The organism is Vreelandella sp. 162(4c), from assembly GCF_058152265.1.
Map to the genome: position 1 here is coordinate 563107 of NZ_CM176981.1, position 15611 is coordinate 578717.

General features: G+C 53.7%; 12 protein-coding genes and 1 riboswitch. Of the genes, 5 read left to right on the plus strand and 7 right to left on the minus strand.

The window, feature by feature from the left end:
* Positions 1 to 10: 10 nt before the first annotated feature.
* From parC to pgi, 4 genes are all read right to left on the minus strand, one after another.
* Positions 11 to 2266 (minus strand): DNA topoisomerase IV subunit A, encoded by a 2256-nt coding sequence (gene parC, locus AC4EYZ_RS02590; protein ID WP_474191789.1) that lies wholly within the window; start codon positions 2264 to 2266, stop codon positions 11 to 13.
* A 74-nt stretch (positions 2267 to 2340) separates the two neighbouring features.
* On the minus strand, positions 2341 to 4308 hold the full coding sequence (locus AC4EYZ_RS02595) for a methyl-accepting chemotaxis protein (RefSeq protein WP_474191788.1): 1968 nt from the start codon (positions 4306 to 4308) through the stop codon (positions 2341 to 2343).
* A gap of 125 nt (positions 4309 to 4433) precedes the next feature.
* Positions 4434 to 6329, minus strand: a complete 1896-nt coding sequence (parE, locus tag AC4EYZ_RS02600) for a DNA topoisomerase IV subunit B (RefSeq protein WP_009287735.1) — start codon at positions 6327 to 6329, stop codon at positions 4434 to 4436.
* A 266-nt stretch (positions 6330 to 6595) separates the two neighbouring features.
* On the minus strand, positions 6596 to 8278 hold the full coding sequence (gene pgi, locus AC4EYZ_RS02605; RefSeq protein ID WP_190373440.1) for a glucose-6-phosphate isomerase: 1683 nt from the start codon (positions 8276 to 8278) through the stop codon (positions 6596 to 6598).
* Positions 8279 to 8437: 159 nt separating this feature from the next.
* On the opposite strand from pgi, the gene cmoA reads away from it, so the two are divergent.
* From cmoA to AC4EYZ_RS02630, 5 genes are all read left to right on the plus strand, one after another.
* Positions 8438 to 9181 carry a carboxy-S-adenosyl-L-methionine synthase CmoA gene (gene cmoA / locus AC4EYZ_RS02610; RefSeq protein WP_022524005.1) on the plus strand — a complete coding sequence of 248 codons (744 nt, stop codon included), beginning with the start codon at positions 8438 to 8440 and terminating at the stop codon, positions 9179 to 9181.
* 2 nt (positions 9182 to 9183) lie between these two features.
* The gene (gene cmoB / locus AC4EYZ_RS02615) at positions 9184 to 10206 is read left to right on the plus strand and encodes a tRNA 5-methoxyuridine(34)/uridine 5-oxyacetic acid(34) synthase CmoB (RefSeq protein WP_490204080.1); all 1023 of its coding nucleotides are present in this window, start codon (positions 9184 to 9186) and stop codon (positions 10204 to 10206) included.
* A gap of 186 nt (positions 10207 to 10392) precedes the next feature.
* Positions 10393 to 10496, plus strand: a riboswitch (TPP riboswitch).
* A gap of 57 nt (positions 10497 to 10553) precedes the next feature.
* Entirely contained in the window at positions 10554 to 11117 is a 564-nt protein-coding gene (locus AC4EYZ_RS02620) for an NUDIX hydrolase (RefSeq protein ID WP_457546896.1), read from the plus strand.
* Between the two features lie 63 nt (positions 11118 to 11180).
* On the plus strand, positions 11181 to 12152 hold the full coding sequence (locus AC4EYZ_RS02625; protein ID WP_022524008.1) for a thymidylate synthase: 972 nt from the start codon (positions 11181 to 11183) through the stop codon (positions 12150 to 12152).
* 43 nt (positions 12153 to 12195) lie between these two features.
* Entirely contained in the window at positions 12196 to 12930 is a 735-nt protein-coding gene (locus AC4EYZ_RS02630; protein WP_009287731.1) for a class I SAM-dependent methyltransferase, read from the plus strand.
* Positions 12931 to 13079: 149 nt separating this feature from the next.
* Here the strand turns inward: AC4EYZ_RS02630 and AC4EYZ_RS02635 are convergent, their stop codons facing one another.
* From AC4EYZ_RS02635 to AC4EYZ_RS02645, 3 genes are all read right to left on the minus strand, one after another.
* On the minus strand, positions 13080 to 13754 hold the full coding sequence (locus AC4EYZ_RS02635; protein ID WP_009287730.1) for a zinc metallopeptidase: 675 nt from the start codon (positions 13752 to 13754) through the stop codon (positions 13080 to 13082).
* 84 nt (positions 13755 to 13838) lie between these two features.
* On the minus strand, positions 13839 to 14867 hold the full coding sequence (locus AC4EYZ_RS02640) for an App1 family protein phosphatidate phosphatase (RefSeq protein ID WP_101148379.1): 1029 nt from the start codon (positions 14865 to 14867) through the stop codon (positions 13839 to 13841).
* Positions 14868 to 14956: 89 nt separating this feature from the next.
* Positions 14957 to 15520, minus strand: coding sequence for a type 1 glutamine amidotransferase domain-containing protein (locus AC4EYZ_RS02645; RefSeq protein ID WP_027959031.1), 564 nt, complete (start codon positions 15518 to 15520; stop codon positions 14957 to 14959).
* Between the last annotated feature and the right edge of the window lie 91 nt (positions 15521 to 15611).

A 15611-nucleotide genomic window follows, 5' to 3' on the forward strand; every position in this document is an offset into this window, starting at 1 on the left:
CTGCCATTATTTACTCTCCTGCCTCTAAACGGTCGACTTTCTGGAAGCCACGGGGCAACTTGCTACCGCGGCGGCCACGCTCACCGCGATAATAAGCTAAATCGTCGGCTTTTAGGGTTAGCTTACGCTTACCAGCATGAATCATTAACGCCTCACTGGCAGCGAGCACCACCATGCCGGTAACAAACTCCTCCCGGCGGGCGGCGCGTGGGCCAGGGATATCGAGCATCTTATTGCCTTTGCCTTTGGACATTTCTGGTAGTTGATCCAAGGGAAACAGCAACAGCCGACCTTCGTTTGAAACCGAGGCAACCCACAGCTCATCGCCCTCTGGCACTTCAACCGGCGCCATCACATTGCAGCCTTTGGGCAGGCTAAGCACCGCTTTGCCGGCTTTGTTTTTACCGGTAAGTGTATCGAGCCGTGCCACAAAGCCATAACCGCCGTCAGTGGCGAGCACGAAGCGCCGCTCCGGCGGTGCGAACATCAGTCCCGCCATTTTCGCCCCAGCGGCAACGTTCGCGCGACCGGTGACCGGTTCCCCCTGCCCCCGCGCACTGGGAAGATTGTGAGCAGACAGCGTATAGGCACGCCCGGTGTCATCCAGCAGCACCAGCGGCTGATTGGTTTTACCTTTCGCCGCCAGTTGGAAGCTATCCCCGGCTTTATAGGAGAGCCCCTCGGGGTCGATATCGTGCCCCTTGGCCGCACGAATCCAGCCTTTATCGGAGAGCACCACGGTAATCGGGTCAGCGCCCAGCAGCTCCACTTCTGAAAGCGCCTTGGACTCTTCGCGCTCGACCAGCGGTGAGCGACGCTCATCGCCATGCTCTTTACCTGCTGCGCGGATCTCTTTTTCAATCAGCGTAGTGAGCTTGGCTTCGCTGCCCAGCAGCCCCTCTAGATATTTGCGCTCTTTTTCCAGCTCATCCTGCTCGCCGCGAATTTTCATTTCTTCGAGCTTGGCAAGGTGACGCAGGCGTAACTCTAAAATGGCTTCGGCTTGGCGCTCAGAGAGACTAAACGTTGCTATCAGCGAGGCTTTAGGGTCGTCCTCCTCGCGAATAATGCGGATCACTTCGTCCAGATCAAGGTAGGCAATTAGCAAGCCTTCCAGGATATGCAACCGGTCTTCGACCTTGCCTAAGCGGTGCTCTAAACGACGACGCACCGTGCTGCGCCGGAACTGCAGCCACTCACCCAGCATTTCCGGTAGTGGCATCACCCGTGGGCGGCCATCCAGGCCGATCACGTTCATGTTCACCCGCACGTTCTTTTCCAGGTCGGTGGTGGCGAATAGGTGCGCCATCAACGACTCTACGTCAATACGGTTAGAGCGTGGTTCGATGACCAGTCGAGTCGGCTCTTCGTGGGTCGACTCATCGCGCAGGTCAGCCACCATGGGCAGCTTTTTGGCCTGCATTTGCGCGGCAATCTGCTCCAATACTTTGGCACCGCTGACCTGATAAGGTACGGCGGTGATAACAATATTGGCTTCTTCGCGGATGTAGCGGGCACGCAGCTTGACCGAGCCACGCCCGGATTCGTAGAGCTTCCGAAGATCCGCGGGCGGGGTAATAATTTCTGCATCGGTGGGGAAATCGGGCGCGGGCACGAATTCCATTAAATCAGCGGTGGTCGCCTTGGGGTTGCGCAACAGATGACAGGTGGCTTCGACCACTTCCGAGACATTATGGGGAGGAATATCGGTGGCCATGCCAACCGCAATCCCTGTGCCACCATTGAGCAGCACATGGGGTAACTTGGCCGGCAGTACCAGCGGCTCTTGCATGGTGCCGTCAAAGTTGGGCGCCCAATCGACGGTGCCTTGGCCTAGCTCGCCCAGCAGCACTTCGGCGAACTTGGAAAGCTTGGCTTCGGTGTAGCGCATGGCGGCGAAGGATTTGGGGTCATCGGGGCTACCCCAGTTGCCTTGGCCGTCTACCAGCGGGTAGCGGTAGCTAAATGGTTGCGCCATCAACACCATGGCTTCGTAGCAGGCGCTATCCCCATGGGGGTGGAATTTACCCAGCACGTCACCGACGGTACGCGCCGACTTTTTGTACTTGGCGTTGGCGTGCAGCGCCAGCTCACGCATGGCGTAAATTATCCGCCGCTGCACGGGTTTCATGCCGTCGCCAATATTGGGCAAGGCGCGGTCGAGAATGACGTACATCGAGTAGTCGAGGTACGCTTTTTCGGTGTAGTCGCGCAGGGAGAGACGCTCGACGTCTCCTTCCGCTACTTGAATATCCATGTCGATCATATCCTACCTTGACAACAAAACCGCCCCTGTTGGGGCGGCTGATAAGCGGACACGCGGCCACTTAACATGGCTCGCTATGTTAATTGATACCTTTCGTTTGATGCATTGGATAGCGCTGCCGTAGATGACGCTTCTTGAGAACTACCGTGAAACTCGTCTAACAGCCCTTTTAAGCGCTGAGCCTGTAATGACAGCTCATTGGCAGCACTCGCCGCTTCGCTAACCAACCCGGCATTTTGCTGCGTCACCGTATCCATTTGCGTGAACGCCCGGTTGATCTCATCAATACCGTTGGTCTGCTCGCCAGACGCTTGGCTGATTTCGCTAATACGTGCAGTAACCTCTTCAATCGCCACCACGATATCTTTCATGGCGGATTCAGCTGCTTGAGCATAGCCACTACCGGTGGCAATCTGCTCTGAGGTGGTTTTAATCAGCCCATTAATGTTTCTGGCAGAAGCAGCGCTACGCGACGCCAGCTCACGTACTTCGCTGGCCACTACGGCAAAGCCACGCCCATGTTCACCGGCTCGCGCCGCCTCTACAGAGGCATTTAACGCTAAAATATTGGTTTGGAAGGCAATGTTTTCAATCACATCGACTATCGAAGAGACCTCAGTAGAGCTTGCGTTGATAGCCTCCATGGATTGCGCCAGCCGTGATACCTGCTCTCCACCTTGTTTCACTTTTTCTGCTGACTCTTTCGCTCGCTGATCCGCCTCTTGAGCGTTGTCAGCATTGCGCTTCACCGTAGCGGCCATCTCTTCCATCGTAGAAGAAGTCTCTTGCAGAGAAGCCGCTTGCTGCTCAGTGCGGCTAGAAAGCTCGGTATTGCCCGCGGCAATTTCCGTCGATTCACTGGCAATGGCATCCGCTACGCCACGCACATCACCAAACAGGCGCTGCAACTTCTCCGCGTAGCGATTCACAGCACCGCGTAGCTCGCCGATTTCATCATCGCGATAAATGGTCAGTTCACGACTGGAACCGCCCTGGCCCAGTTGATCAATCTGCCCAGTAGTGCTGCGAATCTGACGTAACAAGATACGCCCACCCCACCAGCCTAGCGCGAGCAGCAGCGCCAACAGCGGTAAAATAAACATCAATAAATCACGCGTTAAGGTGCGCGCCAAGGCTGTTACCTGTTCGCTAGGCGTTACCAAGCCGAGTGTCCAGCCAGTGTCTGGCATATCAAACAAACGCACTGCCGCAGGCTCGTCCAATACGCCCGCACTTTCTACATTGGCCTCATCACGGCCAGCCTCAACGGCCTCTACAACGGGCTGAAGCCAAGGCATATCCCCCACTAAATCGCCCAGGCCGCGCATTTCATCCGACGCCTGCTCAACGCCCGGTAGGTCAATCACGTTGTGATCTTTATCCAGTACAAAGGCATAGCCGCCCGTTCCACCACCATTTTCGGCGAGAAACTCAGCAACACCGTTTAACTGCATATCAATGGTGGCCACACCGGCAAAGTCATTATCGAGGTAATAAGGCACACTACAGGTCACCATCGCGACGCCGGTCGCCGGATCGCGATAAGCAGCAGACCAAACACACTGCCCGGGGGTCGCATCACGGGCACTGCTGTACCATGCCTCATCATGATAGGCGGCAATATCGCTTGCGTTATAGTCATCCAAAAATTCCAGCTCGCCCTGGGCATTGCGTGCCCAAAAAAAGCTAAAGCGCTCGACACCCGAGGAAAATGCGCCGGGTTCAGGCCAAATACCGCCGCCCGCCACCGTGGCATTGCCGTTGTCATCAACGACATTTGGCAAGGCCTCAAGGTAAATGGCTTCTTCACGCGGCAGCGATTCGGCCAAAGCCGCCAAGCTCGATGTATTGCCTTCGACCCGGGCTAATTGACCATTGAGCGCATTGACAATCGAGCCCCCCGTACGCTCTATCAATGACTGGCTCGCATCGATAACCAGCGGCTGACCTCGCCACGCCATTACGCCGTAAATACTGGCCGCCATCAGAAGCATAAGTACGACTGCAGACAGCGTTAACTGTCGAGATATCGTGTTAAACAAAAGCCTTCCCCTTATATATGAATGTACGTTTATTACGTCTTTTTAGTATGTAAGCTCTACATTCAACTATCGGCTAAAGTACGCGTTACTGTAACAACGGCTTGTTAACGCTTGTCTGCTTTTACCTACACTTCGATATCGGCAAGATTGCCGTAATCTTCCAGCCATTTTTTGCGATCACCGGCACGCTTCTTGGCCAGCAGCATATCCATCATTTCCATGGTGCCGTCGCCGACGGTCAACGTCAGTTGCACAAGGCGACGGGTTTCCGTCGACATGGTGGTTTCACGTAGCTGTAGCGGGCTCATCTCACCCAGACCTTTAAAGCGCTGCACATTAGGTGTGCCACGCTTATTGGCCAGTTGCTTGAGAATGGCGGCTTTTTCGCTCTCATCCAGGGCGTAGTGCACTTCTTTACCCAGATCGATACGGTAAAGAGGTGGCATGGCGACATACACATGGCCTGCGTCTACCAGGCTCGGAAAATGGCGTACAAACAGCGCGCACAGTAGCGTGGCAATGTGCAAGCCATCGGAGTCGGCATCGGCGAGAATACAGATCTTGTGATAGCGCAGCTTTTCCAGATCAGCGCTGCCGGGGTCAGCGCCAATGGCGACGGCGATATCGTGCACCTCCTGGGAACCGTAGATATCGTGGGTTTCCACTTCCCAGGTATTCAGGATCTTACCGCGCAGGGGCAGTATCGCCTGGGTCTCGCGGTTACGCGCCTGCTTGGCACTGCCGCCAGCGGAGTCCCCTTCGACCAAAAACAGCTCACTCTGGGCAGGGTCTTGGCCGGAGCAGTCCGCTAGCTTACCGGGCAAGGCCGGGCCGGACGTGACCTTTTTACGGGCGACTTTTTTGGCTTTTTTCTGGCGATTTTGCGCCGCGCTGATGACCAGCTCGGCAATCGCTTCGGCTTGATCCACATGGTGGTTCAGCCATAGCGAGAAAGCATCTTTAACCACGCCGGAAACAAAACCGGCAATCGTGCGCGATGACAGCCGCTCTTTGGTTTGCCCGGCAAACTGCGGGTCGAGCATCTTCACTGAGAGCACAAAGGAGGTGCGCTCCCAAAGGTCATCAGCGGTGAGTTTGATGCCGCGGGGCAACAAGTTGCGGTATTCGCAGAATTCCCGCAGCGCGTCCAGCAGCCCGGAACGAAAGCCGTTTACATGGGTACCGCCCTGAGGGGTGGGAATAAGGTTAACGTAGCTCTCCAGCAGCGCTTCGCCGCCTTCTGGTAGCCATTGAATCGCCCAATCGACACCGTGCTCGTCGTCATTGAAGTGGCCTACAAAAGGCTCCTTGGGCAGTACTTCATAACCATCGGTGGCTTCAACTAAGTAGTCGCGCAAACCATCGGCGAACTCCCACTCTGTGGAAGTGCCGTCAGGTTCTACCAGCGTGACTTTCAAGCCGGGACACAGCACCGCTTTGGCACGCAGCAGGTGTTTCAACCGGGTTAGCGCTAACTTGGGGCTATCGAAGTAGCTCTCATCCGGCCAGAAACGCACCAAAGTGCCACTTGCCCGCTTGGGGGCTTTACCAATTTCATGCAGCTCTTCGACTTTCTCACCGAACTCGAAGGCCATGGCATGGCGTGCCCCATCCCGGGTAACTTCGACATCCAACCGGCGCGATAGCGCATTAACCACCGAGACACCTACCCCGTGTAGGCCGCCGGAGAAGCGGTAGCTAGTGGAGGAGAATTTGCCACCCGAGTGCAATTTGGTAAATATCAGTTCAACGCCCGAAACACCGTGTTCAGGGTGTAGGTCGATGGGCATACCACGGCCATTATCCTGCACCTCAATCCCGCCGTCGCTATGCAGCACGACGTTAATCATGGTGGCGTGGCCCGCTAGCGCTTCATCGACGCTGTTATCAATCACTTCCTGAGCAAGGTGGTTGGGGCGTGTGGTGTCGGTATACATACCGGGACGCTTACGTACCGGCTCGAGGCCCGACAGGACTTCGATGGAACTCGCGCCGTACTGAGAGGCATCAAACTGAGTCATGTAACGTCGGTTCCCTGAAAAATCGTACTGGCAGCCATATTGATTGCTGAAACGAGTGATTGGCGGCTGGCAAAGAGGCACAGGATAGCGGAAAAGCAAAAAGCTGTATATCTAGCCATGCTTCATGCTTGTTACCAGGGGCGCCGGGGATAGGTCGCAGAGGAGGTCATTTGCCATGGATGGCAAATGTAGCGCCCATGGATGGGTTTACAGCGCCTCCTCGTAGACCTGTCGCCGGGTTAGCCCCAGCTCGCTATCTGCTTAATTCACTCCTGCTCAGCCGCCCAAAATGCTTCAATCAATCCCTTACTAGAAGCATCCATCCGCGATAGATCTCCCTCATGGTCGATAATCTTTTGAGTATCCGTGGCAATCTGTTTGCCTAGCTCAACGCCCCACTGATCGAACGGGTTGATATCCCAAATCACCGCCTGAACAAAGACTTTGTGCTCGTAAAGCGCGATAAGCGAACCAAGGGTCGCTGGGGTGAGCTGGTCAAGCAGCACCGTCGTCGAGGGCTGGTTACCACGATAACGCTTATGCTCTGGCCGTGGGCCGTCGTCCTCCAAAGCGTCATCACCAAGCATTAATACGCGGGACTGCGCAAAACAGTTGGCCAGTGCCAAGCGATGCTGGGTTTTAAGATGGCGGCGGGTATCCGGGTCTTCCACCTCATCGTACCGCTTGAGCGGCGCGATAAAATCGCACACCACTGGTTGAGTTCCCTGATGTAATAGCTGATAAAACGCGTGCTGGGCGTTGGGGCCCAACTGCCCCCAGAGCACAGGGCAGGTGGAGTAGTTAATCGGCTGGCCTTGACGGGTAACCGACTTGCCGTTGGACTCCATCTCAAGCTGTTCAAGATAGGCGGCGAAATACTCCAAGCGCCCATCGTAGGGCAGAATGGAGTGCGCGCGGATATCCAGGAAATTGACATTCCAGATGCCCGCTAACGCCAGCAGCACGGGCAGGTTCTCCGCCATTTCTGCCTCAGCAAAATGGCGATCCATGGCGTGCGCACCGGCTAAAAACTCGCGGAAATTCGCCATCCCCACCACCAGCGCAATCGGCAAGCCAATGGTGCCCCACAGCGAGTAGCGCCCGCCGACCCACTCCCAAAAGGTTAACTGGTGATCCTCCGCAATGCCCCACTCGGTCATTTTCTCAGGGCTCGCCGACACACCAATAAAGTGCTGACGCACCACCAACTCAGCGCTAATCGGCGTCGCACCATGCTGGGTCAAGCGGCTAAGTAACCACTCCCGTGCGGTGTTAGCGTTGGAAAGTGTATCAATGGTGGTGAACGACTTGGATGACAACACAAAGATAGTAGTTTCAGGATTCAACCGGCTCAGATAGTCCGCTAGCTGGGAGCCATCCATGGTGGAGGCAAAATGCACCTCAACCGGATGAATATCTTTGGGCCGAAAATCTGCCAACGCATGGGTAACCATTAACGGGCCCAGATCTGAACCGCCTACGCCCAGGTTAACCACATGCCGAATCGGCTTGCCGGTGGCACCACGCCACTGCCCTGCGTGCAGCCGACTGACCAAGCGCTCCATTTGAGCAAGGCTTTCGTGTACGGCAGCGACAATATCCTCACCCTCAACCTCCAGCGTCGCATCAGCGGGTAAACGCAGAGCCGTATGTAACGCCGGGCGGTTTTCGCTGACGTTCACTCGCTTACCGCTCAACAGCGCTTCAATAGCAGAGGGTACGCCCGCTTCACTAGCCAGCGTAAACAGATGTTCGAGGGTATCATCATCCCAGCGCTGCTTGGAAAGATCTAGCGTCAAGCCCGCCACCTGGCGAGTAAAGCTTTCCCAGCGGGAAGGCTCGGTGCCAAACAGCGTTTTCAAGTGGACATGCTGCAGCGTTTCAGCGTGATGCTTTAACGTCTGCCATGCCGGTAACGTATCGGGTGTAGCGCTTGATGCTGAGGCCATTTAGCTTCTCCAGTGGCGTCGATCCTTGCAGCGGGGTTCATTAAACAGGTTAATAACCTTAAACAGGGCTGTTCTATGTGAGTCTGTGCTAGACAGGCCTGTTCTAGTCAATTAAGGGCGCGTAAACTAGCACGCCTTTTCCATGATCCCGGCTTGCCCATGAGTGATGCATCTTACCGTGACGCTATCTTTTCGACACCCCTTGACCGAGTCGCGCGGTTCTCTTTCGACGAAAAGGTGGTCGCCTGCTTTCCTGACATGATCCGCCGATCGGTACCCGGCTACGGGCAAATTCTTGGCATGTTGAGCTTAATTGCCCAGCGCCACCTGCGCCATGGCGCCCATGTCTATGATCTAGGCTGTTCGCTGGGCGCTTCCGGCCTTGCGCTGGCAGGGGCGCTGGCGCCTGACGCCTTTCGCTATACGGGCGTTGACCTATCGCCCGCCATGGTCGCCCAGGCTCGGCAAACCTTTGCTGACGAGTGCCCAGCGTACGCTATGCAGGTCGAAGAAGCCGACATTCGTACCCTCGAGTATGCATCTTCGGGCATGATCATTCTCAATTTTACCCTACAGTTTCTACCCGCCGCCGACCGCGATGCACTACTGGCGCGGCTTTATGCAGCGCTGGAACCCGGCGGCGTGCTGATTCTCTCGGAGAAAACCGTCGACGCCGACGAGCGCGACAACGCCTGGCGGGTAGAACGCTACCACGATTTCAAGCGCGCCAATGGCTACAGTGATCTGGAAATCAGCCAGAAGCGCACCGCTCTTGAGAACGTACTGGTGCCGGATACCCTCGATGCACTTCATGGTCGTTTGAAACAAGCAGGTTTTCCACGTTCGATGACCTGGTTCCAGTACCTTAACTTTGCCTCGCTGATTGCGTTTAAGGAGGGTTAAAGGTGGCGCCACTACCCGACGATCATCGCGCAATTTATCAGGCGTTTTTAGATCAAGCTACGCTTGATGCCTCACTAACGCCCTGGTTAGCGAAGCTTCCCGAGCAGTTAGCTCACGGGCTTGACCGTAGCCGCCACGGCGATTTATCCGCCTGGGAAAAAGCCGTGGCCAAGCTTCCGGTGCTGCCCGCCGAGCGGCGCGTGGATTTAAACAGCGACACCGTCAGCGTTGATCTCGATCTTAGCGATAGCCAGCAGCGCCAATGCTTTAACCTGCTTAGAAAGCTTGCCCCATGGCGTAAAGGCCCTTTTCAGCTAGGCGGCATTTATATCGACACCGAGTGGCGCTCTGACTGGAAGTGGCAAAGAGTGGCTCCCCACTTGGCGCCGCTAAAATACCGTAAGGTACTCGACGTGGGGGGTGGCAGCGGTTACCACGCCTGGCGGATGGCTGGGGCAGGGGCTGCTTTCGTATTAGTAATTGACCCTTCGCCGCGCTTCTACTGGCAATTTCAGGCGGTACGCCACTTCGTCGGCGATACCGATGACGGCAGAACTCAGTTTTTACCAGTGGGTATAGAAGATGTGCCGGAGAACCTGGGCTTTTTCGATACGGTATTTTCCATGGGCGTGCTCTACCATCGCCCTGCCCCGTTGGAACATCTTCAGCAGCTAAAAGCCACGTTAGTTCCGGGCGGCGAGCTGGTGCTAGAAACCCTGGTAGTCGAAGGCGACGAGCAGACCGTATTTGTGCCCGGCGAACGTTACGCCGCCATGCCCAACGTCTACTTCCTGCCCTCTTCTCAAGCACTCTGCCACTGGCTGGAGCGCTGCGGCTTTACCAACGTGCGCGTGGTCGATGAAGCCGTTACCACGTTAGACGAGCAGCGCTCGACGGAGTGGATGACCTACCAATCGTTGGCTGATTTTCTCGACCCCAACGACCGCACCCGCACCATTGAAGGCTACCCTGCACCGCGGCGGGCGGTGATTTTGGCGAATAAGCCGGGCCAAGTTAGCCGTTAGCCGTTAGCCGTTAGCCGTTAGCCGTTAGCCGTTAGCCGTTAGCCGTTAGCCGTTAGCCGTTAGCCGTTAGCCGTTAGCCGTTAGCCAAGTGTGCGAAGAAGGTGTCAAAACCGCCCCGGCGTCCGCCAAGCCGCATTGAATTGCCCCCCCCAAATATTGACTTATACTAAAACTCATAGTAACAGTAACTTTTCCGAGGGGTGCCTGTTATTCAGGCTGAGATGGAGTTATCCAAACCCTTTGAACCTGATCCGGCTGATACCGGCGTAGGAACGGACATAAACCATATATGAATCTGTTTTGACACCTACGCCTGTATTATCCGAATCTCAATGCAGGAGTGTATCGTGTCGCAAGGTAACTCAACGCCCGCTAACGCATCTACGCTCAGTAGTACCTCCCCTTTTAACACGTCTGATAAAAACCGCCTGAACTCCGTACTTGCCAAGCCACGCTTGGCAGCAATCGCCGTAACTCTGCGTAATAATGAAGTTCTCCTCGTCCAACGCAGTAAAGAACCTCAACGGGGCACTTGGGGCTTCCCCGGAGGATCAGTGGAACCGGGAGAAAGCCTACATTGTGCAGCAAAGCGCGAATTAATGGAGGAAACCGGTATCACAGCATTGGTAGGACCGTTAATTGATGTAGTAGAAGTAATCGGATATGACCCAGAGGGAAGTCACCACCACTTCGCCTTGGTTGCCCTTTTATGTCACTACGTTGATGGCGAGCTACGGCCTGGTGATGATGCTGCGGACTGCCGCTGGGCGAAAGTTATAAACGGAGAACTCAACTTCAATGAAGCCTTAGCTGATCACGTCGCAGATACTGTCGTGAAAGCCTTTAATTTGCACAGTTTGGCCATCAAAGAAAAATCAAACGCGATTCACGGCTCCAATTCAGCTTTTTAAACTACTCGCCATCATTCGTATCAGCAAAATACGCCTCTTTGCCCACCGAAAGAGATGAATATAATGATGCACAAACATTATACGAATTTCACCAGCCTCTACAGAGATACACTGCATAAAATTTGCTTTGAATATGAATATGTTAACTCACCTAGAGGAAATAAAGAGCGAGAACTCATTGGCTTCAATATCCGACTCGACAATCCTCCTGATCGTTTTTGTCTAAGCAAAATACGCAAACAAAATATTGTTTTTAATTATGCAGAAGCGTTATGGTATTTATCAGGTAAAAACGACTTAGCATTTATTTCCTGGTACGCCCCTTCAATGCAACGCTACAGCCCAGATGGTATAAGCTTACCTGGTACTGGTTACGGAGCTCGTCTTAAAAACTTTGGTGCAGACACGCTCGATCAAATCGAACGAGTGATTGATATCCTTAAAAATGACGATCCCGACAGTAAGCGCGCTGTCCTTCAAATATTTAGTGCGGAAGAAGATCTTTATCGACGCAATATCGACGTTTCATGTACCTTGGGTCTTCAGTTGCTACTCCGCGAAGAAAAGTTGAACATGGTCAGCTATATGCGTGCAAATGATGCCTACGTTGGCATGCTGAACGATATTTTCTCTTTTACTTTCTTGCAAGAGTATATTGCTGCCCGCATAGGCTGCAAAATCGGTCACTACACACATCAAGTTGGTTCTATTCACGTCTATGAAAGCACACATGAGCGTGCGCTTGAACTTTTGAATAGTAATGAAACTATACCCCAGCCAGGCACAGTACCTTTAATGCCAATTGGCACCTCCCCGACTACCATACGCAAACTATTGGAATATGAGTCAGAGATCCGTAGCGGCTTGTTGACGTTTAATGATATGGCTAATCTTAACCTAACGACGTATTGGCGAGATGTGCTGATGTTGTTCTGGATCTATCGCCAAATAAAGATAGGGAATGCGCTGCCTCAAAAGGCGTTAGAGATAATTAACCCCTACTATCAACCGTTTCTTATTAATCGCTGGGGATAGTACAAGCATTCATACATGAGCAAATATTAGGGGATTTATTTTTATGAATACTAATTGGACTGAACAAAATATCGCCGAGCTTTTTGACGCTTATGATGATTGGGTGGAGAATGCTTTTGGCTATCAACCACTCATCGCGGAGTTAACCTGCTCTTATGGCAAGGGAATTAGTGTATTGGACTACGGCTGTGGCAGCGGCAAAGTGTCCAGAAGATTAAGAGACGACGGATTCGACTATGTCACCGGTGTTGACATCTCTCCAACAATGATTGAAAAAGCAATATCCGCAGGCACTAACCGTCTTCGCTTTGAGCAAATCCATGGTCCAAATTTGCCATTTCCTGATAACAGTTTTGAAGCTGTCATTAGTTGTTTTCTGTTTATTAACATTCCCGAAAGACGTGAACTAGTACGCATCACTACGGAAGTAATGCGCGTACTTAAACCTGGCGGCTCCTATTACATCCTCGACACTCATCCTCAAACCACCGGAGTCGATTATCCGACCTACCGCAATGGAGAGCATGGTATTTCCTATCAAGACGGAGATAATCGCCCAGTCTACCTCACGATACCGGGAAGGCAGCAACCATTAGAGATTGTCGACAAACAATGGGGTTTATCCACATATCGAAATACATTCGCCGCAGCGGGGCTTTCACTAACCACAGAGCGTAATCTACCATTTGACAATTCGCAGTTGCCAGTTCATACGAGTGAATTCCGCACTCTACAGGACACAAAACCCTATATTCTACTGCGCGCCACAAAGCAATAAAGACAGACAATAGGTATTAACTAAGTGCCTATGCAAAAGTAAATCAGGTATAAATATCTAGTAAGCTACTGATTTTTTTATAACCTTTAATGCACGAAAAATTATGCATAGACACTTAGTGGCACTGAAAACACAGCTTCAATACACGCTCACCGCCGCAAAATCACCAGCCAGCGCCCCAGGTTCATAACACTGGCCAGCGAGGCGGCCACGTAGGTAAACGCGCAGGCGGTGAGTACGTGCCGGGCACCGGGCATATCGTAAGGCGGGACGTACTCTTTCAAGAGCGGCAGCGCCCGGTTAAAGCTGGCATCAAACTCAACTGGCAGGGTCACAAAATGCACCAGCGCCGCGGTGCCAAAGCTGATCACCGCCATGGCAATTACAATGGCTAAACCACCCGGCAGACGCGTCAATAAAAACAGAAAAGGTGCAGCCATCATCAGTACAGCGCCGAGTTTCTCAGCTTTTTGGGCAACGCCGACTAAGCGGCTACGCGCCAGTAGCGGCGCGTAACCCTGGTGATGCTGAATGGCGTGCCCTACTTCATGGGCAGCCACCGTGACGGCCGTTAGCGAACGCCCATCGTAGTTATCCGGTGAAAGACGTACGCAGCGGGTTTCTGGGTCATAATGGTCACCATACTCAGTGCGCTCAACGCTTGCGCCCTCAATCCCCAGTCGGCGCAGCAAATGATCGGCAAGCTCTGCACCCGTGCCCGGGTAATCGTCACGGCCGCGGGTATGGCGTTTAAGTACCCACTTGGCCCAAACATTGGGGAGCACAAATACTGCCAGCGCAAAAATGATCAGCACAACAACCATGGCAGCCCCTATCTACAAATAACCGTCGTTAAACACACTTCTTCGTAGCGTACTTTTACCATGGGGACTGACTTGGCAACAGCGTTATGCGGGATCGTTGCGGTGCTCCTCAACTTCGCGCTGTACTGCCGCTAAGCCGTGGGCAGAGATATCGCCCTGGGCGTGGGCGTGTTCGGCAATCAGCACGCTATCTGCGGCGAGCACTAAATCACATTGGGTGCCGGCCAACTCATCCCGCAACCGCTGGATCGCCTGCTCGCGCCTGGGGTTTTTATCCACTTGACGAATATAAATCGCTTTAATCCGATCTGGGTAGGCTTTCACTATCTCGGTATACACTTCTGGATCGTGTTGACCGCTATCGCCAATGAGAATACACGGCATATCATTATAAAGCGTCAACATACGGTCGATCAGTTCGCGCTTATGCTCTTCTGCACGGCGCGGCCAAGGCTTGCGCAAAGAGATGCCCCATTCGCGTAAAAAGATAATCGGCCCAACGGGGATGCGGTTGATCTGAAAAAAGGTTTCGAGCATTTCGTATATCGCCCAAGGGCCACGGGATACATACAAAATGGGCCGCTCAGCGCGTTCACTAACGCCACGATGTAAAGCTTGATAAAGCGGCGCAACACCGGGGAAAGCGGTGCGGCGATGAGGTTTTTTAACAAATAAGCGATAAAGCATTTTGAGCTTTTCCGCCACCCCGGTAAACATAACGGTGTCATCAATATCACTGATGATCAGCAAATCCGCCTCTGACGGAGGTACATAAACTTCTACGTGAGTACGTACCGGCGTCTGCCCCGAGCAATGCACTAAAATATCGGCGCGGTGCCAGGAGACATCAATGGGCAGGGTGTGACTAATCGGTAAGTGGACGTCGAAATAGCCATCTCGATCCGTGCCGACGCAGAGCTTATTTTCGCCGATGTGAATTTCTACCTGCGCATCGGCCAGCCCCCGGCGTAAAACGCGCCGTGCCACGTCCGCAGTATCGCGTAGCATGCCATGGCGGGGAATGGCTCGACCTAGTGCGGCTTGGCGAAACACCCGGCCCATGACAAAAACTTCACGTTGGGAACCATAGCCGCGGTAAGGATGAACCACCATTCCGCCGCGGCTACTGTCTCCTTTGATAGGTTTGGCAATAACGTGGACAAGCCTTTTGATAAAGCTTGTCCACTGACGCAATACGCTCATCAAGCGTGTTGACCGGAGTGACGCCCTTCCTGCAGCTCTTCGAGTAACTTGGCGTTAAAGGCATCCAAGTCCTTCGGCGTACGGCTGGTCACAAGACCGCTGTCCACAACAACTGGCTCATCGACCCACTCAACGCCGGCATTGCGTAAATCTTGCGCGACGCTGTGTACCGAGGTCATGCGGCGGCCTTCAACCACGCCCGCATTAATTAAAATCCACGGCGCATGGCAAATAGCAGCAACAGGCTTACCTGCCTGGAAAAACCCTCTTACGAAACTCAACGCATCGTCGTTGATGCGCAGTTCATCGGGGTTGAATAAACCACCCGGCAGTACCAAGGCGTGGTAGTCAGACTCACTGGCATCAGCAAGGGCTTTATCGGCTTCATAGGTGTCGCCCCAGTCGGTTTCCGCCCAAGCGCGGACTCCTTTACCGTCGGGGGTGACCACATGAACCTCAACACCCTCTTTCTGTAAGGCGGCGCGCGGTACGCTCAGCTCAGACTCTTCAAAACCAGCTGCGGCTAAAATAGCAACACGCTTACCGTTTAGTGCTTGTTTCATCATGCTCTCCTTTTCGTGATGATTTGCGTTAGTAACGCCCCACTAGTGTGGCGTATATTGAATCAGGGTCAAGCTCTCCTACTGACGCCGC

Excerpts from the sequence above, each read along its gene's own strand:
- parC (WP_474191789.1), bottom strand. The coding sequence starts at position 2,266 with ATGATCGACATGGATATTCAAGTAGCGGAAGGAGACGTCGAGCGTCTC.
- parE (WP_009287735.1), bottom strand. The coding sequence starts at position 6,329 with ATGACTCAGTTTGATGCCTCTCAGTACGGCGCGAGTTCCATCGAAGTC.
- pgi (WP_190373440.1), bottom strand. The coding sequence starts at position 8,278 with ATGGCCTCAGCATCAAGCGCTACACCCGATACGTTACCGGCATGGCAG.
- cmoA (WP_022524005.1), top strand. The coding sequence starts at position 8,438 with ATGAGTGATGCATCTTACCGTGACGCTATCTTTTCGACACCCCTTGAC.
- AC4EYZ_RS02625 (WP_022524008.1), top strand. The coding sequence starts at position 11,181 with ATGATGCACAAACATTATACGAATTTCACCAGCCTCTACAGAGATACA.
- AC4EYZ_RS02630 (WP_009287731.1), top strand. The coding sequence starts at position 12,196 with ATGAATACTAATTGGACTGAACAAAATATCGCCGAGCTTTTTGACGCT.
- AC4EYZ_RS02635 (WP_009287730.1), bottom strand. The coding sequence starts at position 13,754 with ATGGTTGTTGTGCTGATCATTTTTGCGCTGGCAGTATTTGTGCTCCCC.
- AC4EYZ_RS02640 (WP_101148379.1), bottom strand. The coding sequence starts at position 14,867 with ATGGTGGTTCATCCTTACCGCGGCTATGGTTCCCAACGTGAAGTTTTT.
- AC4EYZ_RS02645 (WP_027959031.1), bottom strand. The coding sequence starts at position 15,520 with ATGAAACAAGCACTAAACGGTAAGCGTGTTGCTATTTTAGCCGCAGCT.